We start from the raw sequence: 20,276 nt of genomic DNA, 5'->3' as shown, positions 1-20,276 counted from the left end.
GGTGCGTGGGGTGTCAGTCCAGGTAGTCGCGCAGGACCTGCGAACGGCTCGGGTGCCGCAGCTTGGACATCGTCTTGGACTCGATCTGCCGGATCCGCTCGCGCGTGACGCCGTAGACCTTGCCGATCTCGTCCAGCGTCTTGGGCTGGCCGTCGGTGAGACCGAAGCGCATCGACACGACCCCGGCCTCCCGCTCGGACAACGTGTCGAGCACTGAGTGCAGCTGCTCCTGGAGCAGCGTGAAGCTCACGGCGTCAGCGGGAACGACCGCCTCGGAGTCCTCGATGAGGTCGCCGAACTCGCTGTCGCCGTCCTCACCGAGGGGGGTGTGCAGCGAGATCGGCTCACGGCCGTACTTCTGGACCTCGACGACCTTCTCGGGGGTCATGTCGAGCTCCTTGGCGAGCTCCTCGGGGGTGGGCTCGCGCCCCAGGTCCTGCAGCATCTGTCGCTGCACGCGCGCCAGCTTGTTGATGACCTCGACCATGTGCACGGGGATGCGGATCGTGCGGGCCTGGTCGGCCATGGCCCGCGTGATCGCCTGCCGGATCCACCAGGTCGCGTAGGTCGAGAACTTGTAACCCTTGGTGTAGTCGAACTTCTCGACCGCGCGGATGAGACCCAGGTTGCCCTCCTGGATCAGGTCCAGGAAGAGCATGCCGCGGCCGGTGTAGCGCTTGGCGAGCGAGACCACCAGTCGCAGGTTGGCCTCGAGCAGGTGGTTCTTGGCCTTCTTGCCGTCCTGGGAGATCCACCACAGCTCACGCTTGAGCTTCATGTCGATCTTGTCGCCGGAGTTGAGCCGCTCCTCGGCGAAGAGGCCCGCCTCGATCCGCTTGGCGAGCTCGACCTCCTGCTCTGCGTTGAGGAGCGCCACCTTGCCGATCTGCTTGAGGTAGTCCTTGACCGGGTCCGCCGTCGCGCCCGCCGTCACGACCTGCTGCGGCGGCGCGTCGTCCTCGTCGTCCTCGCGGTAGACGAAGCCGCCGTCGGTCTCCTCGTCCTCCTTCTTGGCGTCCTTGCCGCCCTTGGCGGGGGCGGACGCGGGCGCGGCCTCGGCCGCAGCCTCGGGCGTGGCGGCCACGTCGGTGTCCGCGTCGTCTGAGGCCACGGTCTCCTCGGCGTCGTCGGTGGCCGCGGTGTCGTCCGTGTCGACGTCCTCCACCTCGACGTCCTCCACGTCGTCGAGCGACTCAGGACCGTCGTCGTCCGTCTCGTCGACCGGCTCAGCCTGGTCCGCGTCGTCGACGGGGGCGGCCTTGGTCCCTGCGGCCTTCGCGGCCGTCTTGGCCGTGGCCTTGGCGGGCTTGGCCGCGGCACCGGCGGCAGCCCTGGTGGTGGCAGCCTTCTTGGCCGCGGTCTTGCGGGCCGGCGCCTTGGCGGCCGGCACCTCCTCGTCCTCGGTGGGGGCCCCGACGGCGGCCTTCTTGGTCACGGTCTTCTTGGCCGTGCTCTTGAGCGTGGTGCGCGGCCGGCCACCCGCCGAGGCCGCCACGGCGCGGGCGTGGTCGGGGTCGAGGGTCACGGTGATCCCTGCGGCGTCGATCGCGCGCAGGACAGCCTTCATCCGCTTGGGCTCGAGGGCCACCTCGCTCAGCGCAGCGCCCAGCTGCTGGGAGTCGATGGAGCCGTGGGTGGCGCCCAGCTGCAGGAGCGCCTGCAGCGCCGGGTGCGCGAACTCGGGCGGGAGGGAAGCGGCGTTGGGAACGGTGGTCACAACAACCTTTCGTCGCATGACGGTGACGCGTGGCACCGCGGATCGTCGATCGACGAGAGCACGGTGACCACGGACGGCAGGTGCGCTGTGGGCTGGTGCAGCCTGGCGTGGCAGGGTCTGCAGGGGGCTGACCGGGGCCTCCGATGCGCTGTATCCACCATTATAAAACGACTCACCCCGTCCGGGTGACCAGACCGGTGCTTCTCCCCCTCGGCCAAAGCCCTGCGCCGCACTGCCGCGACACCCCCGATGTCACGGGGTCACCTGCGTAGCAAGGGATCTCAGCGGGAGGACGGCTTCACGGTGAGGACCGGGCAGGTGGCGTCCAGGAGGATGCGCTGCGCGCTGGAGCCCAGGATGAGCTTGCCCACCGGGGACCGGCGGCGCAGCCCGATCACCAGGCAGCTGGCCTCGGTCGCCTCCGCCACCCCGACGAGCTGCTCCGCGAGGTCCTTGCCACCCGGGGAACGCCGCTCGACGGTCAGCCCCGCCTCCTCGACCTGCGAGACCACCTGCGCCACCAGCTCCTCCATGGCGGCGAGGCTGTCGGCGTCGGCCTGGCGCCCGGTCTCCACGAGCAGCAGGGGCACCGCGCGGACCAGAGCCTCCTGGCCGGCGCGCTCGAGCGCTGCCCTGCCCTCGGGCGTGGCCACGAGGCCGACGACGATGGTCATGTTGCTCCTCCGGGTCGTGACGGGGGCCAGCAGGGGCCGAGCAGCAAACTATCCCATCCGCCGACCACGCCGCCCCCGTCGGCGGGTGCGGCCCTGCAGGCCGGGCGCCTCGTCGCGGGCCACCACGAAGTCCTGGTAGCGCAGGTGCTGCAGGACCGGGGCGAGGGACAGGCGCGCGACGGTGTAGCCGGGGTCGGCGACGAGCGCCCGCTCCAGGGCCTCGGTCGCCAGCGTCAGGTTACCGAGGGACCAGGCGACCAGGCCGGTGAGCGTGAGCACGGAGGCCGCCTCGGGGGCCGGCAGGAGCGGGCACAGGTCGAGCAGCCGGTCGAGCACGCCCTCGCGGGTCTCGTGGTCCGAGAGCGCCTCGCTCAGCGGGGTGCCGAGGTGGAGCAGGCAGGCGTCGCCGACCTCGGGGTCGAGCATCCCTGGCGCCAACAGGTCGGGCACCAGCCAGGTGAGCACACCGTCACGGACCTCCTTGTCGGCGATCACCCGCACGGCGTCGATGACCCGCTCGGCGGACCAGCCGTCGGCAGGCGCCTCGCCACGGAGGCCAAGCAGGACCCGCCAGGCGTCCAGCCCGGGGCCGAGCCCGACCGGCTGCGACGGGGGCAGGGCGGTCGCCCCCGCTCCCAGGCCGAATGCGTCGCCCGGGTGCAGCAGGCGCCGCAGCTCGCGGCTTCGTGGGTCGTCGGGGCGGGGCCGCACCAGGGCGACCAGCGCCTCGCGGTCGGCGAGCGCCCCCCGCCCCTTGAGCACCAGGTCGGCCACCGCTCGCACCTGCTCCGGCTGCGGGAGCGGGACGAGCGTGGCCGGGCAGCAGCGCTCGTCGCCGCACCGCAGCGGGCGCCAGGATCCTTCGCCGACGACGGCGGCGTCGAGCAGGGAGGTGCGGGGATGGGCCTCGATCAGGTCGCGGATGGCGCCGAGGAGACCCTCGGCGGCCACCGACCGGGGGTCCTCCACCCCGCCCGTGCCGGGCACGTAGGCCAGCAGCACCAGATCCGGGCAGCGCGGCAGCAACCTCTCCTGCAGGACCTCCCACACCGTCTCGACGTCGCTCATGACGGCGGGGAGGTCGACCCGGGTGGTGGCGCCGATGGTCGGCTTGCCCGAGGGCGTGCGGCCTCGCTCCATGCCGAGGACCACGAGGCTGTCCGCCGGGTGGAAGCCCAGCAGATGGGGCACGACGACGGCGAGCTGGCCGGTGTCGCGGACGGAGACGGTGGTGGTGGCGGCGGTGGGGGCGGTGGGTGTGGTCGTCATACGTCGACCGTGCCCGCCCGGTGCCACCCACCGAAAGGGCGGGTCCCGTGCCTGTGGACGACGACGCGGATCTCCGCGCGAGTGTCAGGGGGTTGTGGACAACCCGCCCGGGTCAGCGCACGACGTGGCTCGGGACCGTGACCGTCGCCGGGTCGCCCGGCGCGGCGCGGCCGCCGCTGCGCTCCCAGCCCAGGAAGTCCTCCGTGACGGTGACCAGGTGCGCAGCGGCCCACGCCAGCACGAGCGTGTCGTCACCGAGGCCGAAGACCGACAGGACGCCCTCGGGGAGCAGGTCCACGGGGCTCACGACGTAGGCGACCGCCGCCGCGAGCGCCACCAGCGACCCCATGCTCGTGCCGTGGTACTCGCCGTTGCCCACCGCACGGGCCAGCCGCGGCAAGGAGCGCACCCGCGTCAGCAGGCCGGCGGATCCGGGACGCCGGGCGGTGCGCACGGCCGAGGTGAAGGTGCGCAGCACCCCGATGCGGTTGGTACGGGCAGCCATGGTGTCTCCTCGCACGTCGGATGAGGCCGAAGAAGGGCGTGGCACCGGGTCGGTGCCACGCCCTTCTCAACGATCGGGGCCCGGGCGGGATTCCCCGCCCGGGACGCGTCACGGGGCCGCGACGAACTGCTTCTTGGCGTGATCGGCGATCCGACCGAGCAGGTAGTAGTCCAGGCCGCCGCCGACGACGCCGCCCACCACGGGCAGGCCCCTGCCGGCGATCTTGGCCAGGCCCTTCTCGCCGAGCCGGGCGACCAGGCGGAAGCCCACGCCCTTGTTGATCATCATCACGGCGGAGGCGGGCAGGTGCTGGGTGGCGAGGCTCGACAGGCGACCCGTCGTCACGACGCCGGCCTTGGCGAGCAGGTCGTCCCGGGAGTCGGCGCCCACCAGGGCCAGCAGGATCGCGGACCGGGTCTCGGGCTTGTCGATGTCGAAGCCGCGCAGCCGGGCGATCGCCGCGACCATCCGGGTGGCGATGATGTAGAACTCGACGACGTTGGCGGGCAGCGCCACTGGCATCGTCAGGAAGCCACCGAGCCCCGTCACGAAACCGCCCGCGGCGGCCGCCTTCTTGTGGGACTTGATGACGTCGGCCACGGCGGCCTCGACGGGACGCCCCCGGCCCGCCTTGTCGGCGACGGCGGTGGCGCCGTCCAGCGGCCCGAGGCCGTCGATGCCGAAGTCGAGGAGCTTCTGGACGAGCTCGGTGACCGGGGCGTTGAGCCGGGAGTCCCCGCTCACCTGGCCGGTGGCCGGGTCCACGGAGTTGGAGCCCGCGACCTTGCCGATGGCCGCGTTGGTGATCTTGTCGACGATGCCCACAGGCAGTCCTTTCGTCAGGTGTCGCACACTGTTCCGGTGACCGTCTTACCCCACGACCCCAGCTCGGACACCCCGCACCTGCCCGAGGCGCTGCTCGAGCTCGTGCAGGACCTCGCCGACCTGTCCCCGACGGAGCGCATGGACCTGCTCACGGAGCTGGCCGACGAGCTGCCCCCGCCCCCGCCTCAGCTGGCCGGGGACCCCGGTTTCGAGCGGGTCGAGGAGTGCCAGTCCCCCGTCAACGTGCTCGCGCAGGTGCGCGACGAGACCGTCTCGATGCACGTCGAGGCGCCCCCCTCGGCCACGGCGACGCGCGCGCTGGCGGCGATCCTGCGGGAGGGGGTGGACGGTGAGCCCGTCGCGGCCGTCCTGGCCCTGCCGGCCGACCTCCCGCTCCGGCTCGGCCTGGAGGGCACCGTGTCGCCGCTCCGCCTGGGCGGCATGGCCGGGATGCTGGCGAGGGTGCAGCGCCAGGTGCGCACGGCGACCCGGTGACCGGGGCCCCTGGTGACGCGCCCGGCAGCGTCCTCGGCGGCGTCCTCGCGATCGCGGTGGCGCAGGGTCACGGCGTGGTGCTGGACGAGACGGGCGCGGTCGTCGTGCCCCCCGCCCCGCTGGCGGCGCTGGTCGAGCAGGTCCGCGCCCTGGAGGCGTCCCGCCGCCCACGCTGGGTCTGGTGGCGGGCGCGGGAGACCGCGCGGCCGCTGGTGGAGGCCGGCGTGCACCTGGCCCGCTGCTGGGACGTAGGCGAGGTGCACCGGCTGCTCGCGGGCGGCGCGGCCGCCGACCCGGGGTCCGCGTGGGCGTGGACGCACCGCCTGGACCCCGGCGCCCAGCCCGTCGCGAGCGAGCCGGACCTGTTCGCCTTCGGCACCGACGTGCCCGCCCAGGACCCGGAGGCACTGACGACCCCGGAGGGCTACCTGCGCCCGGACGCCGTGGCCAGCACGTGGCAGGCCGCCCCGCAGGCCGGCCCCCACCGCCTGGTGGACTGGGCCCGGGCCGCCCTCCACGTCGCCCGGGCCCAGCAGGCCCTCGTCACCGAGGCGCCCCAGCCTGGCTCCGCGGGCGGGAGCCGGCGCGACCCCCGGCGGCTGCTCGGGACCGCGCTGTCGGAGTCCGCCGCGGCGCTGCTGTGCGTCGAGCTCGAGGTCGGAGGGCTGCCGGTGGACCGCCAGGCCGTCACCGAGCTGATCACGGCCGCAGCCGGGCCGCGGCCCCGCGACGAGGCGGAGGCGATCGGCATACGGGCTCGACGGGACCAGGCGGTGCTCGCCCACGTGCCCGGCCGCGAGCGGACCGACCTGCGCAACCCGCTGCAGGTCAAGGACCTGCTGGCCACCGTCGGGGTGCACGTCGACAACACCCGCAAGTGGACCCTCGCGGCCCACCGCGGCTCCCACCCGGTCGTCGAGGCGCTGCTCACGTGGCGCAAGGCGGAGCGGATCGCCACGACCTACGGCTGGCACTGGCTGGACCAGCACGTGGGACCGGACGACCGGCTGCGCGGGGAGTGGACCGCCTGCGACGGAGGAGCAGGCCGTATGACGGCCGCGAGCGGCCTCCACAACCTGCCTGCCGAGCTGCGGCCCGCCGTGGCCGCCGCTTCCGGGCACGTGCTGGTCCGCGCAGACCTCGGCCAGATCGAGCCGCGGGTGCTGGCGGCGGTGGCGCGGGACGCGGCGTTCGCGGAGGCGACGCAGGCCGACGACCTCTACTCCCCCGTCGGCACCGAGCTCGGCGTCGAGCGGCCGGTGGCCAAGGTGGCGGTGCTCGCGGCGATGTACGGCCAGACCTCGGGATCGGCGGGCGAGGCGCTCAAACGGCTGGACCGGGCCTACCCGACGGCGATGGCCTACCTGCACCGCGCCTACGACGCCGGGGTCCGCGGCGACCCGGTGGTGACCTGGGGCGGGCGGCTCGTGCCGATGTGGCAGGGCGAGCTGTCGGAGGGGCAGCGCTCGGCCCGGGGGAGGTTCGCGCGCAACGCGGTGATCCAGGGGGCGGCGGCCGAGCTCTTCAAGGCGTGGGCGGCCACCGTGCGGGCCGGCGGACGCCCGCTGGGGGCCGAGATCGTGCTGTGCCTGCACGACGAGCTGCTGGTGCACGTCCCGGCCGAGCACGCGGACGCCGCCGTCGCGCTGGTGCACCGCAGCCTGGACGAGGCCGCGCGCCGCTGGACCGGGACCGACCGGGTGCGTTTCGTCGCGGACGTCAGCGTGGTGCGGCGGTGGTCGGAGGCCAAGGGCTGACCCGGCCCGTGAGGGCCTAGCCCGTCAGGGCCGAGCCCGTCAGGCCCCCGGCCCGCGGTCGTGGGTGCGCAGGAACTGCTCGAACTCCGCGCCGATCTCGTCGGCCGTCGGCAGCTCTTCCGGCGAGGGAGCGAGCAGGCTGGGTCGGTCGAGCCCGCGGGTCCACTGGTCGTACTGCCCCTCCAGGGCCCGCACGACCTGCAGCACCTCCTCGTTGTCGCCGATCTCGGAGTCGATGGCCTCCCGGTTGACGCCCGCGACGGCGGCCAGCTCGGCGGTGGGCAGGGCCAGCCCGGTGGCGCCGGCCACGGCCCGCAGCCCGGTCAGCGCTGCGTCGGCGAAGTCGGTCTGCGCCAGGTAGTGCGGCACGTGCAGCGAGTAGCCGATGGTGTCGTAGCCGGACTCCCCGAGCCGCAGCTCCAGCAGCGCCGCGAAGGACGCGGGCACCTGCACCTCGCCGAAGACGGGGGTGTTGTCCGGGATCAGCGCGGGGTTGGAGGCGTGCTGGGTCACGCCGATAGGGCGGGTGTGGGGCACGCCCATGGGGATGCCGTGCACGCCCACGGTCAGCGTCACGCCGAAGGCGCGCACCAGCCCGCGTACCGCCTCCACCATCCGCTCCCACTGGTAGTCGGGCTCGGGGCCGGTCAGCAGCAGGAAGGGGGTGCCGTCGGAGTCGAGCACGCGGTAGAGCACGATCGCCGGGTCGTCGTAGGAGGTGTAGCGGTCGCGGTCGAAGGTCATCGCGGGACGGCGGCCCCGGTAGTCGAGCATCTGGTCGACGTCGAAGGACGCGATGACGGAGTGGTCCAGGGTGGCGAGCAGGTGGTCGGCGATCAGCCGGCCGGTGTGGCCGGCGTCGATGAAGGCACCCATGGCCACGACCAGCGACGACGCGCGCAGGTGGTGCGGGTCGCAGTCGGTCTCGAAGCGGTAGAGACCCGTCGGGTCCTGCACGGCTGCCTCCTGGTGGTCCGGCTCGCACCGGTCCGCCCGGCGCCTCATCGGGGGCAACGTCCCTGCGGCGCGCAGCATTCCACCCCGCCGGACGCGCCGCCCGCGTCATTTACTACACTTCACCTTGTGTTAATTCAGTCCGGCTCGCTGGTGCAGCGCGGCCCCCGCGCGCCCTTCCTGCTGCCCGCAGGGTTGGCGCTGCTCGCCGGCCTGGACGCGGCGCTGGTGCTGCTGCGCGTCCCCGCGCCGCTCCCGGCGGCCGGCCTGGCACCGGTCCACGCCCACCTCATGGTGCTCGGCTTCGTCGGGACCGTCATCGCCCTCGAGCGGGCGGTGGCTCTGCGGCATACGGCCGGGCTTGCGGCACCGGTGCTCCTCGGGCTGGGCGCGGTGCTCCTGCTCACCCCGCTCCCCCGCCCCCTCGGCACGACGCTGCTGCTGCTCGGCGCGCTGGCGCTGTGCGCGGTCTACGTGCCGCTGCACGCGCGGACCCAGGACCCGGCCGTGGTGGTGCAGGCCCTCGGCGCCGTGCTCGCCGCCGGGGCCGCCCTGCTGCTCGTCGTCGAGGCGCCCGTCTCGCTGTCGCTGACCTGGCTCGTCGGCTTCGTGGTGCTCACCATCGCGGGCGAACGCCTCGAGCTGGCGCGCCTCGCCATGCTCGCCCCCCGCGTGCCCGCCCAGCTGGTCACGCTGACCGTCACGTATGCCGCCGCTGCCGCGCTCTCCCTGCTCGTCCCGCCGGTCGGGCACCGCCTGGCCGGAGCCGTGCTGCTGGCCCTGGTCGGGTGGTTCACGGTGCACGACGTGGCCCGCCGGACCCTGCGCTCGACCCGGCTGCCGCGCTACGTGGCCGTGTGCCTGCTGCTCGGCTACGGCTGGCTCGCGGTCACCGGCGCACTGTGGGTCCTGCGCGGCCCGATCACCGAGGGGCCGGCCTACGACGCGGTCGTGCACAGCGCGTTCCTCGGCTTCACGATGTCGATGGTCATGGCGCATACCCCGGTCATCCTGCCGGCCGTGCTGCGCCGCCCGCTCCCCTGGAACCCGCTGCTCTACGTCGGCGCTGCCATGCTGCACGCCAGCCTCCTCGTGCGCGTCGTGGGCGGCGACCTGCTCGGCGTCGATGCCCTGCGCGTCGGCGGCTCGGTGGGCAACATCGCCGCCATCCTGCTCTTCGCCCTCGGCGCCGCCACCCTCGTCCTCACCGCTCCCCGAAGGGAACTCGCATGAGCCTGCTCACCACCCCCGACACGGCGCGGCCGGACGGACCTGGGCCGCAGGGGTTCTCGCAGCGCGCGCGCTGGCACGTCCGGTCCTTCCTGCCCGTGCTGGGTTGGCTGGTGGCGGCATTCGTGGTGTCGATCGTGCACCGCTTCGTGCCGGGCTCGCGGTGGATGCTGGTGCACTTCCTGCTCCTCGGGGCGGTCGGCAACGCCATCGTCACGTGGACCTGGCACTTCACCGGGGCGCTGGTGCGTCGGCCCGCCTCCGCGACCGAGGGCCGGCACCAGGTGGTCCGGCAGATCCTGCTCAACCTCGGTGTCCTCGGGGTCTCGGCCGGGGTGGTCGGCGGCACGTTGCGCGCGACCGTCGCCGGCGCCGTCGTCGTCGGGTCGGTGCTCGCCTGGCACGGGGTCGCGCTCGCCCTGCGGGCCCGTAACGCCTTGTCCAACAGGTTCCGTCGCACCATCGGCTACTACACCGCGGCGTGCCTGATGCTCCCCGTGGGAGCCACGCTCGGCGCCCTCATGGCCGCCGGCCGCACCGACGAGTGGCAGTCCCGGCTCGTCCTCGCGCACCTCACCCTCAACCTGCTCGGCTTCGTCGGCCTGACCATCCTCGGCACCCTCGTGACGCTGTGGCCGACCATGCTCCGCACCACGCTGCAGGAGGGGTCCGAGCGCACCTTCGCCGCGGTGCTGCCGCTGCTGCTCGGCGCGATCCTGCTCGGGGTGGGCGGGGCCCTGCTCGGCCTCACCTGGGTGATCGCGGCCGGGCTCGTCCTGTATGCCGCCGCCGTGGTCGACCTCGCGGTGCCGCTCGCCCGGACCGCCCGGCGCAAGCCGCCGGCCGACTTCTCGACGTGGTCGGTCGCGGCCGGGGTGCTGTGGCTCCTGGCCGCGCTCGCCCAGCTCACCTGGATCGTCGTCACGACCCCGCGGGTGGCCCGGATCCACGACCAGCTGGGCCTGGTCGTGTCGGCCTTCGCGGTGGGCTTCGTGGCGCAGGTGCTCTTCGGCGCGCTCAGCTACCTGCTCCCGGTGATGCTCGGCGGCGGGCCGGCGGCGGTGCGCGAGACCACCCGGATCACCCAGCGGTTCGGGGGATTTCGCGTGGCCGTGACCTCGTTGGGCCTCCTCGTGTGCCTGCTGCCCGTGCCGTCGCTGGTGCGGGTGACCTGCTCGCTGCTGGTGCTGGTGGGGCTCTGCTTCACCCCGCCGCTGCTGGTGCGCGCCGTGGTGGTGGCGCGGCGGCTGCGGCAGCACCCGGAGCGGACGCGTGACCTGCCGGGGCCTGCAGCCGGGCGCCCCGGCGCTGGACCTGCAGCGGGGGCCGCCGCCCGCCGGCGCCCGCTCGGCGGCATGGTGGTCGGCCTGGCGGCCGTCCTGCTCGCGATCGCCGGGGGCGTCGCCGCGGACCCGGCGGCGGTCTTCCGGTCCGACGCGGCCGGCGGCGTCACGCCGACGGGGCGCACCGTCACGGTCCAGGTGACCGCCAAGGGGATGCGCTTCACGCCGGACACCGCCACCGTGGACCCGGGCGACCGGCTCGTGCTGCAGGTGACCAACGCCGACGCGGACGTCCACGACCTCACGCTGGAGACCGGTCAGCAGTCGGGCCGGCTGGCCCAGGGCCAGAGCGCGACCGTGGACGTCGGCGTCGTCGGCCGCTCGATCGAGGGCTGGTGCTCCATCGTGGGCCACCGCCAGATGGGGATGGTCTTCCACGTCCGCACCACCGGGTCCGACCAGGTCGTGGCCGCGCCGGGCGTGGCCGGCGCGATGGCCGGCGGCGGTCACGCCAGCCACGGCGGCACTGCTCAGCCCGGCGCCCCGGTCGACCTGCACGGCACCTTCCCGGCGGACTTCCAGGCCCGCGACGCGACGCTGCCGCCGGCGCCCGCCGGGACCCTCCACCGGCTGACGCTGCGTGCCCAGGAGGTCGACCTGCCGGTCGGGCCCGGGGTGACCCGGCGGAGGTGGACCTTCAACGGCCAGGCGCCGGGGCCCGCCATACGGGGCAAGGTCGGTGACCGCTTCGAGATCACGCTGGTCAACGAGGGGACGCTCGGCCACTCGATCGACTTCCACGCCGGGGCGCTCGCCCCCGACAAGCCCATGCGCACCCTGCAGCCCGGGCAGTCGCTGACCTACACCTTCACCGCCACCCGCTCCGGGATCTGGATGTACCACTGCTCCACCATGCCCATGTCCGTCCACATCGCGGCCGGCATGGCGGGCGCCGTCATCATCGACCCGCCCGGCCTGCCGAAGGTCGACAAGGAGTACCTCGTCGTCCAGTCCGAGCTCTACCTCGGCGCCGGGTCGGAGCCCGTCGACGCGGCCAAGATCGCCGCCCGCACCCCGGACGCCGTGGTCTTCAACGGTGTCTCCGGCCAGTATGACGCCCGCCCCCTCACGGCGAGGGTCGGCGAGCGGGTGCGCTTCTGGGTGCTCGACGTCGGGCCGGACCTGTCGACGACCTTCCACGTCGTGGGCGGGCAGTTCGACCGGGCGTTCAAGGAGGGCGCGTGGCTGCTGCGCGCCGCCCCCGGGGAGCCGGACGCGCCCGGTGGCTCGCAGGCGCTCGACCTGGGTGCCGCGCAAGGGGGTTTCGTGGAGCTGACCTTCCCCGAGGCGGGCCGCTACCCCTTCGTCAACCACATGATGAGCCTCGCCGAGAGCGGCGCGCACGGGATCGTCCAGGTCCGCTGACGACCCCGTGCGCGTGGCTCCGCACGCCTACCGGCGCCTCGCTCACCGACGCTGCGCTCACCGGCGCCGGCCGAGCACGCCCTTCCACCCGAGGCCGTAGCCGAACGCGTAGGTGTTGCCCTGGGAGTCGCGGTAGGGCGTCATGTCCTGACCGACGTCCTCGAGCTGCGCCTCGACGGCGTCCATGTCCTTGGGGCTGGTCATGGGCAGCCGTCCGCGCGGCTCGTGCTGGCCGAGGGCCGTCTCGATCAGCGCCTGGTCGCTGACGGAGTAGCCGACCAGGATGGCGTCGGCCTGGCGCTCGAACTCCGCGGGGATGAAGCTGGTCTTGGCCTTGACGCTGACGATCACCGGGATGTGACGACCGGTGCGGCGCTCGACCTTGCGCACGGCCTGGGCCGCCCGCAGGACCGCCGTGAGGTCGTACTCGTTGCCGATCTTGGAGGTCGCGCCGTAGTAGGACCGGTTCTCCTGGGTGCCGTCGGCGCGCAGGTCACCGGCGATCGAGGTACGGCGCACGTGCGGCCCGACGGCGGTGTAGGGGCGCCACTGCAGCGACAGCGGGTAGAAGGTGCCATCCTTGTTCATGCCGGCGCCGGTGAAGTTGTCGCCGTTGTCCGGGCCGCGCATGGCCGCCAGGACCAGGTCGACGGAGGACAGGTCGGGCTGGCGGTAGTCCACGACCCTGCCCTGGGCGTCCAGCACCGGGGTGTCGGTGAGGACCTTCTTGAAGTACTTCTTCGCGGTCTCGACGTCCAGGGTGGGTCCGACGACGTCCTTGGTGGCCTGCGAGAACACGCTGGGGAAGCCGTGCCCGATGCTGCTGGGGATGTAGACGGTCCGGTCCTTGAAGGACGCCAGGGACGACTTCCTGATCGTCCGGTGCGCGTTCTTGAGCATGACGACCGAGTCGAGCTGCGCCGCGATGCCGCGCCGCAACTTGTCCTTGCTGGCCACCGTGGCCTGCGACTTCGCGAGGTCGAGGTAGGGGTTCTCGAAGAGGCCGGGCGCGAAGAGCATCCGCAGGATCCGCTCCGCGGACTGCCGGAACCGCGCGTCCGCGCTGATCGGGACCTTGCCGGCCTGGAAGTCCTGCTGCCACATGGCGTGCGCCGCCAGGACGGGAGCCGTCGCGTTGTTGCCGCCGAACATGTCCAGGCCCGCCCGCAGCACGGCGTAGTGCCGCTCCTCGACCGACGCCTTCTCCATGCCCCAGGCCATGCCGAAGGGTGAGTTGGGGTCGGTGTAGCCCCGCGTCACGCCCCAGTCGGTGCAGATGACGCCGTCGTAGCCGGCGCCCCGGGCCACGTCGATCTTGACCTTGTCGTAGGCCGAGCCGACCCGGTTGCCGGTCAGCGGCGAGCCGTCCTTGGCGATGGCGATCGAGTAGCTGCTCATCACGGCCATCGCGTCACGGGCCACCTGGAAGGGCTTGAGGTGCTCGGCCCAGTTGTTGCCGGGGTAGACGGCGTACTTGCCGGCGTTGAGGTGCGACTCGCGGCCGCCCTCCCCCGGGCCGTCGCCCGGCCAGTGCTTGATCATCGTGTTGATCGAGTCCTCGCCCCAGCCCGTCGGGTGGCCGTAGAGGTCGTAGGTGTTCTGCGAGCCCTCGACGTAGGCCTTGGCCATCGTGGACGCGAGCGCGGTGTTCTCGCCGAAGGTGCCGTCGACGCGCAGCCAGCGGGGCTCGGTCGCGAGGTCGATCTGGGGCCCGAGCGCCGTCGTGATGCCCATCGCGCGGTACTCCGCCGAGGAGGTGCTGGCGAAGTCGAGCATGGTCTTGCGCGAGAACGTCGCCGCCAGACCGAGGTTCGAGGGCCAGCGCGAGATGTCGTTGCCTGCGGCGTTGTATGCCGAGTCGTTGGCCGCCGTGGAGCGGGGATCCGACGAGAAGTTGACGGGCACGTACGGCAGGCCGGCCTTCGCCCGGGACTCGGCATACGCCTGCACCTGGTTGACCCAGGTCACGTTGGCCCGCACGTCGTTGGAGCTGGCGTTGAGGACGTTGCGCAGGTGGTCCACGCCGAGGTACTTGCGCTGGGCGTCGGTGAGCCCCGCGGCGGCGTCGCGCTCGTGCGAGCTGAAGAGCATCAGGCCCGCCACCTGCGGGATGGTCAGCTCCTGGGCGAGGGCCTTGGCCCGGACCGCGGTCGGTTGGCGCCAGTCCTCCCAGGTGTCCAGGCGGCCGTTGGCGTTCATGTCCTTGAAGGCCAGGACCGCTGTGTCCGTGGTGACCCGCAGCAGCTTCACGCTCCCGCCGGGGACGTAGCTGAGGACGGCACCGCCGGCCGGGTTGATCACCTGCGCGAAGGTCGTGCGGCCGTCGGTGACGGTGCGCTCGGTGGGGGTCGGCAGCGCGTCGTCCGCGCTCGCGGTGCCGACCGGGACGAGGGCTCCTGCCAGGGCGAGAGCGCCGGCCACCGTGGTGGCCGCAAGGGGGGTGCTTCGCATCGGGGACTCCTTCGTGCCTCGGCGTCGAATGGCGTGAGCCTGGCACCGCGGGTAAGAGCCCGCAACAGGGCGGACTCGGTTGCGCCATTCAGGTGTTACAGACCTCAGAAGACACTCGGTCGCGAGCATCTCGCCCCGCTTTTTTTGCCTGGCTTCCGATACGCGTTCGAGGCGGTGAGGAGACCTGGTTCTTGCCCGGAGACTCCTCTCGAATGTGCTTTGAACAAATCATTTCAGTGACGCTAGGTGCGCTGGCATGACATGCCGTCAATTGCTGTGCAGGCGGCTGCAAGACCTATCGCTTTAGGTCGCGTTTTCGATAGAATCGGAGCATGACCTACCAGGAGGCGACGGCGGCCCGGGACACCCTCGCGGGTGCCGCCGAGGCCCTGCGCTCCCTGGCGGCGTCGCTCCCCTTCGTGCAGGGCGACGAGATCGGTGAGGTCGTGGCCCAGCTCGCGCAGGTCGCCGCGGCCACCCGGGGCGCGCTCGCGTCGGTGGCGGTCGAGGCCCAGGCGCGTGGGGTCGTCGCCGAGTCCGGCTGTCGCGGCACCGTGGCGTGGCTGCAGCACTGCGCCCCCGGCATCAAGGACTCCGAGGCCGCCGCGCTGCACCGCGCGATCACGGCCACCGGCCGGCGAGGCAACGCCCCGCTCCGGGAGGCGCTGTGCAGCGGGGAGGCGACACCGAGCGACGCGATCTGCGCCGCGGAGACCGTCGACGAGCTGCGGCGCGCCACCGACGCCGCCCTCCACGACGCCTTCGCCGAGGGAGTCGCCGAGCTCAGCCGGGCGCAGGCGAGCCGCGCCGTGCTGCGGGAGTACCGCACCGAGATGCTGGCCCGCTTCGGCACCGAGCAGAGCCTCGACGAGCTCCACGCCCACCAGCAGGCACGCCGCGGGGTGACCGCGATGCGCCCCGTCGCGGGTGGGATGTGGCGGTTCGAGGCGACGCTGACCCCCGCCGAGAAGGCCGCCGTCGACGCGACGCTCACGGCCCTGTCCGCACCCCGGCGCGACGCGGTCAGCGGTGCCGCCGACGAGCGGTCACCGGCGCAGCGGCGCGCGGACGCCCTCGTCTCGGTCTTCACCAAGGTCGCCGGCCACGGGCAGGCGGGGCCGCTCGGCGCCAGCACCCGCGTCACCCTGATCCTGCCCGTCGAGGCGCTGCACGCCCCGTGCCCCCACCGGACCTGCGACATCTTCGGGATCCCGCACCCCGGCCAGGAGCCCTGCGACTGCCCGGAGCCCGTCGCCGCCCACGACGACCTCGGCACGGCCCTGCTGCCGGGTGACACCCGCCGGCTGTCCTGCGGGGCGGACGTGTCCCGGCTCTACGTCGGCGCGCAGGGCGAGCCCCTGGCGCTCGGCCGCACCGAGCGCTGCGCCACCCCCGGTCAGCGCAAGGCGCTGGCCGCCCGCGACGGCGGCTGCACCTTCCCCGGCTGCGAGGCCCCCAGCTCCTGGACCCAGGCCCACCACCTCGTGCACTGGGCCGACGGCGGCGGGACCGACCTGGACAACCTCGCCCTGCTCTGCCAGCGGCACCACACCTACGTGCACCAGCAACACATCGACGGCCACGTCGGGCCGGACCGCACGGTGCACTGGCACACGAGCTGGGCCGGCGGTCACTGGGCCCCCGACCCCGGCCCCTGCGACCAGCTGTCGCCACCCGCACCCGACGACCGGGCCGCCTGAGGCGTCCCTGCGTCCCAGCGTGCCCGCAGCGGGCGAGCCAGCGCCTCAGCGTGCCTCCGCCGCGTCCATCGCCTTGTAGATCCGCTGCTCGCTCACCGGGTGCGCCGTGCCCAGCGACTGCGCGAAGAGCGACACCCGCAGCTCCTCGATCATCCACCGGATCTCCACCACGTCCGGGTCGTCGACCCGCGCCGGGCGCAGCCCCTGCACGAAGTTGCGGTGCTCCCGCTCGACCGTCGCCACCACGGCCGCCCGCTCGTCGTCGCGCCGCACGTCGTCCGGCCCCTTCTGCGCCCGCCACAGGATCCCGCGGACGTAGCGCTGCAGGTGCCGCAGCCGCGCGAAGCCCACCTGCGCGACGAAGCCCGGGTGCACCAGGGCGTCCAGCTGGGCCGCCATGTCGTCCCGCATGGCCCGCGCCGCCGGGGACAGCCGGTCCAGCGCCAGCCTCGCCTCCCGCGCCGCCACGAGCGTCGGCTCGACCAGCTCGATCACCTCGATCACCCGGGCCGACACGAGCTGCTTGACGCGACGGAGGATCTCGTCATACGCCTGCTTGTCGCGGACCGTGCCGGACGCGCCCGCCATGAGCTCGGGAGACTCCGCCACGATCGAGTCGACGGCGGCGGCCAGGCAGTCGTCGAGGAGGGCCGGCACGGAGCCGTGGGGGTTGTGGCCGAGGGCGATCTTCTGCTGGTTGGTGAGGACGGCGAGGACCCGCTTCCACGGCGGGGTGATGTCGAGCAGCAGCAGGCGCCGCAGCCCCAGCCGGGACGCGGCCGCCGCCTCCTGCTCCGTGGCGAGCACCTGCACCGACACCGACGTGCCGCGGTCCACGAGTGCCGGGTAGCCGTGGATGGTCCGGCCGCCCTTCACCGTCTGCTCGAAGCTCGCGGGCAGGGTGTCCAGGTCCCAGGTCGTCAGCCCGGTGCGCTCGAGGGACGCCGCCGCGCTCGCCATGGTCTGCCGGACCGTGGGGGCGAGCCGGCGCCGCAGCCCTTCCAGCTCCTTGGACTCCCCCAGCGCCTTGCCGCGCCGGTCCTCGACGCGGAAGGTCATCCGCAGGTGGTCCGGCACCTTGGTCCAGTCCCACTCGTCGGGCCGTATGCCGTGCCCCGTGCGGCGTCGCAGGGCGGCTGCCAGCGCATCCACAAGGTCCTGCCCCGACGTCGGATCCGCCTCTGCCAGAGCCGCTCTCGCGTGGTCGGGCGCCGGGACGAAGTGCTTGCGGGTGGCCTTGGGCAGCGACTTGATCAGGGCGGTGGCGAGCTCCTCGCGCAGCCCCGGCACCAGCCAGTCGAAGCCCTCGTCGCGCACCTGGTTGAGCACTTCGACGGGGATGTGGCAGGTCACGCCGTCGGCGTCGGCGCCCGGCTCGAACTGGTAGGTCAGGCGCAGCTGCAGGTCACCCTGCTGCCAGACCTGGGGGTAGTCGGCCGACACCGAGGTGTCCGCACCCTCGGCGACAACGACGTCCTCGGTGAAGGTCAGCAGGTCCGGCGTCTCGCGCCGCGCCTGCTTCCACCACGAGTCGAAGTGCCGCCCGGACACGACGGACTCGGGGATCCGCGCGTCGTAGAAGTCGAACAGCTCGTCGTCGTCGACCAGGATGTCCCGGCGCCGCGCCCGCTCCTCCAGCTCGGCGACCTCCGTGAGCAGCCGCCGGTTGGCGTGGAAGAACTCGTGCCGCGTGTCCCAGTCCCCCTCGACCAGCGCGTGCCGGATGAACAGCTCGCGGGCGAGCGGCCCGTCGACCCGGCCGAGACCGACGGTGCGGCCCGCGACCAGGGGCACGCCATACAGGGTGACGCGCTCGAGGGCGACGCCCGAGGCGCGCTTGCGCTCCCAGTGAGGCTCGGCGTAGGTGCGCTTGACGAGGTGGCTCCCGAGCCGCTCCGCCCACGCCGGGTCGATGCGCGCGTTGGTGCGCGCCCACAGCCGCGTGGTCTCGACGAGCTCGGCCGCCATGACCCAGTCGGGCTGCTGCCGGTGCAGCACCGACCCCGGCTGGATCGCGAACCTGGCACCCCGCGCGCCGGCATACTCCCGCCGCTCGGGGTCGCGAAGCCCGATGTGCGACAACAGCCCCGACAGCATCGCCTGGTGGATGGCGTCGGGCGCGGCCGGGCTCTGGTTGGGCTGCAGCCCGAGGGTCTTGCAGGCCTGCCGCAGCTGCAGGTGCAGGTCCTGCCACTCCCGGATCCGCAGGTAGTGGAGGTACTCCCGCTGGCACATGCGACGAAAGGCGCTGCCGCTCAGGGCCTTCTGCTGCTCGCGCACGTAGCGCCACAGGTTGAGCCAGCTGACGAAGTCGCTGTGCTCGTCCTTGAACCTCGCATGCTGCTGGTCCGCCTGGGCCTGCTTGTCGGCGGGGCGCTCGCGCGGGTCCTGGATCGACAGGGCCGCCGTGATGACGAGCACCTCGGCGAGACAACCGTTGTCGTGCGCCTCCAGCAGCATCCGCGCCAGGCGCGGGTCCAGTGGCAGGGCCGCGATCTTCTGCCCGTATGCCGTCAGCCCGCGCGGCCGCTGCCCCGACCGACCCGCCGACGCCGCGTCGATGGCGCCGATCTCGTGGAGCAGGTTGAGGCCGTCGGTGACCTGGCGCGCGTCCGGCGGGTCGACGAAGGGGAACCGCGCGATGTCCCCGAGGCCGAGGGAGATCATCTGCAGGATGACGCTGGCGAGGTTGGTGCGCAGGATCTCGGGGTCGGTGAACTCCGGTCGTGCCGCGAAGTCCTCCTCGCCGTAGAGCCGGATGCAGATGCCGTCGGAGACTCGCCCGCAGCGGCCGGCGCGCTGCGCGGCGGAGGCCTGGGAGATCGGCTCGATGGGCAGCCGCTGCACCTTGGTGCGCTGGCTGTAGCGGGAGATGCGGGCGACGCCCGTGTCCACGACGTAGCGGATGCCGGGCACGGTGAGCGAGGTCTCGGCGACGTTGGTGGCGAGCACGACCCGGCGCCCCGCGTGACGGGAGAAGACCCGGTGCTGCTCGGCGCTCGACAGCCGGGCGTAGAGCGGCAGGATCTCCGTCCCGGGCAGCCGCAGGCCCTCGAGCGCGTCTGCGGCGTCGCGGATCTCGCGCTCCCCCGAGCAGAAGACGAGCACGTCCTGGTCCGAGCCGTCGCCGGACCCGGCCTCGGTCCAGAGCTCCTCGACCGCGTCCACGATCCCGGTGACCTGGTCCACGGTGTCGAGCAGATCGCCTGCGGGAGAGAGGCGTTCGAGAGGTCGGTAGCGCACCTCGACCGGGTAGGTGCGCCCCGAGACCTCGATGATCGGCGCGGGCTCGCCGGCGGCAGAGGCGAAGTGGTGGGCGAACCGCTCGGGGTCGATGGTGGCGGAGGTGACGATGACCTTGAGGTCCGGGCGTCGCGGCAGCAGCTGCTTGAGGTAGCCGAGGATGAAGTCGATGTTGAGCGACCGCTCGTGCGCCTCGTCGATGATGATCGTGTCGTAGCGCCGCAGGTCGCGGTCGCGCTGCAGCTCGGCGAGCAGGATCCCGTCGGTCATGACCTTGACGAGGGTGTCGCGGGTCGCGTGGTCGCCGAAGCGCACCTGGTAGCCGACGGGCCGCTCCTCCCCGTCCACCCGCTCTCCCGTGATGGGGTGCCCGAGCTCCTCGGCCATGCGCTCGGCGACCGACCGGGCCGCGATGCGCCGCGGCTGGGTGTGGCCGATCAGGCCCTGGATGCCCCGGCCGAGCTCCAGGCAGATCTTGGGGATCTGGGTGGTCTTGCCGGACCCGGTCTCGCCGGCGATGACCACGACCTGGTGGTCGCGGATCGCTGCGGCGATGTCGTCCTTGCGGGCGACGACCGGCAGGTGCTCGGGATAGGTGATCTCGGGGACCAGCGCACGGCGGCGCGCGAGCCGCTCCAACCGCCGCGACCGGGCGGCCTCCCGCTCCTCGGGCGTCTGCGAGCGCCCCCTCCTGCCGGAGGACCGGGGGCGGCGGGTCTGGTCAGGCACGCCTTCCAGGATAGGTGCC

General features: G+C 73.2%; 13 protein-coding genes. 5 read left to right on the top strand and 8 right to left on the bottom strand.

The features are described 5' to 3' along the window. Positions 1-13: 13 nt before the first annotated feature. From ADJ73_RS10560 to ADJ73_RS10540, 5 genes are all read right to left on the bottom strand, one after another. On the bottom strand, positions 14-1,735 hold the full coding sequence (locus ADJ73_RS10560) for an RNA polymerase sigma factor (RefSeq protein ID WP_050349389.1): 1,722 nt from the start codon (positions 1,733-1,735) through the stop codon (positions 14-16). A gap of 263 nt (positions 1,736-1,998) precedes the next feature. Continuing rightward, positions 1,999-2,391 carry a universal stress protein gene (locus ADJ73_RS10555; RefSeq protein ID WP_050348232.1) on the bottom strand — a complete coding sequence of 131 codons (393 nt, stop codon included), beginning with the start codon at positions 2,389-2,391 and terminating at the stop codon, positions 1,999-2,001. 48 nt (positions 2,392-2,439) lie between these two features. After that, a complete protein-coding gene (locus tag ADJ73_RS10550) occupies positions 2,440-3,660 on the bottom strand; it encodes a DUF4192 domain-containing protein (protein WP_050348231.1) in 1,221 nt (406 codons plus the stop codon). A 112-nt stretch (positions 3,661-3,772) separates the two neighbouring features. Continuing rightward, positions 3,773-4,165, bottom strand: coding sequence for a DUF1232 domain-containing protein (locus ADJ73_RS10545; protein WP_050348230.1), 393 nt, complete (start codon positions 4,163-4,165; stop codon positions 3,773-3,775). Positions 4,166-4,273: 108 nt separating this feature from the next. Then, positions 4,274-4,990, bottom strand: coding sequence for an EcsC family protein (locus tag ADJ73_RS10540; protein ID WP_050348229.1), 717 nt, complete (start codon positions 4,988-4,990; stop codon positions 4,274-4,276). 36 nt (positions 4,991-5,026) lie between these two features. On the opposite strand from ADJ73_RS10540, the gene ADJ73_RS10535 reads away from it, so the two are divergent. Together ADJ73_RS10535 and ADJ73_RS10530 are read left to right on the top strand one after the other, a co-directional pair. Then, positions 5,027-5,485 (top strand): SufE family protein, encoded by a 459-nt coding sequence (locus ADJ73_RS10535; protein WP_050348228.1) that lies wholly within the window; start codon positions 5,027-5,029, stop codon positions 5,483-5,485. Beyond that, entirely contained in the window at positions 5,482-7,242 is a 1,761-nt protein-coding gene (locus ADJ73_RS10530) for a DNA polymerase (protein ID WP_253272545.1), read from the top strand. The genes ADJ73_RS10535 and ADJ73_RS10530 overlap by 4 nt, the downstream gene beginning before the upstream one ends. Positions 7,243-7,281: 39 nt before the next feature. On the opposite strand, the gene ADJ73_RS10525 is transcribed toward ADJ73_RS10530, so the two are convergent. Further along, complete coding sequence (locus ADJ73_RS10525) at positions 7,282-8,199, bottom strand: PAC2 family protein (RefSeq protein ID WP_050349387.1); 918 nt, start codon at positions 8,197-8,199, stop codon at positions 7,282-7,284. A gap of 126 nt (positions 8,200-8,325) precedes the next feature. Between ADJ73_RS10525 and ADJ73_RS10520 the strand changes: the two genes are divergently transcribed. Together ADJ73_RS10520 and ADJ73_RS10515 are read left to right on the top strand one after the other, a co-directional pair. After that, positions 8,326-9,429, top strand: a complete 1,104-nt coding sequence (locus ADJ73_RS10520; protein WP_253272544.1) for a hypothetical protein — start codon at positions 8,326-8,328, stop codon at positions 9,427-9,429. After that, positions 9,426-12,134: a multicopper oxidase domain-containing protein gene (locus ADJ73_RS10515; RefSeq protein WP_082176918.1), complete on the top strand. Its 2,709-nt coding sequence runs from the start codon at positions 9,426-9,428 to the stop codon at positions 12,132-12,134. The genes ADJ73_RS10520 and ADJ73_RS10515 overlap by 4 nt, the downstream gene beginning before the upstream one ends. Before the next feature lie 57 nt (positions 12,135-12,191). Here ADJ73_RS10515 and ADJ73_RS10510 read toward each other — a convergent pair whose 3' ends face one another. Further along, positions 12,192-14,585 (bottom strand): glycoside hydrolase family 3 protein, encoded by a 2,394-nt coding sequence (locus ADJ73_RS10510; RefSeq protein WP_050348227.1) that lies wholly within the window; start codon positions 14,583-14,585, stop codon positions 12,192-12,194. 332 nt (positions 14,586-14,917) lie between these two features. Between ADJ73_RS10510 and ADJ73_RS10505 the strand changes: the two genes are divergently transcribed. Continuing rightward, entirely contained in the window at positions 14,918-16,285 is a 1,368-nt protein-coding gene (locus tag ADJ73_RS10505; protein WP_050348226.1) for an HNH endonuclease signature motif containing protein, read from the top strand. 45 nt (positions 16,286-16,330) lie between these two features. On the opposite strand, the gene hrpA is transcribed toward ADJ73_RS10505, so the two are convergent. Continuing rightward, positions 16,331-20,257, bottom strand: a complete 3,927-nt coding sequence (hrpA, locus tag ADJ73_RS10500; protein ID WP_082176917.1) for an ATP-dependent RNA helicase HrpA — start codon at positions 20,255-20,257, stop codon at positions 16,331-16,333. Positions 20,258-20,276 lie beyond the last annotated feature (19 nt).

Origin of the sequence: Arsenicicoccus sp. oral taxon 190 (genome assembly GCF_001189535.1) — a bacterium.
Taxonomy (GTDB): domain Bacteria; phylum Actinomycetota; class Actinomycetes; order Actinomycetales; family Dermatophilaceae; genus Arsenicicoccus.
This window is presented reverse-complemented; position numbering and strand designations above follow the sequence as displayed.

Bases quoted from the DNA above. Each gene is read 5' to 3' on its own strand.
- ADJ73_RS10505 (WP_050348226.1), top strand. From the start codon at position 14,918: ATGACCTACCAGGAGGCGACGGCGGCCCGGGACACCCTCGCGGGTGCC.
- ADJ73_RS10510 (WP_050348227.1), bottom strand. From the start codon at position 14,585: ATGCGAAGCACCCCCCTTGCGGCCACCACGGTGGCCGGCGCTCTCGCC.
- ADJ73_RS10545 (WP_050348230.1), bottom strand. From the start codon at position 4,165: ATGGCTGCCCGTACCAACCGCATCGGGGTGCTGCGCACCTTCACCTCG.
- ADJ73_RS10515 (WP_082176918.1), top strand. From the start codon at position 9,426: ATGAGCCTGCTCACCACCCCCGACACGGCGCGGCCGGACGGACCTGGG.
- ADJ73_RS10560 (WP_050349389.1), bottom strand. From the start codon at position 1,735: ATGCGACGAAAGGTTGTTGTGACCACCGTTCCCAACGCCGCTTCCCTC.
- ADJ73_RS10555 (WP_050348232.1), bottom strand. From the start codon at position 2,391: ATGACCATCGTCGTCGGCCTCGTGGCCACGCCCGAGGGCAGGGCAGCG.
- ADJ73_RS10550 (WP_050348231.1), bottom strand. From the start codon at position 3,660: ATGACGACCACACCCACCGCCCCCACCGCCGCCACCACCACCGTCTCC.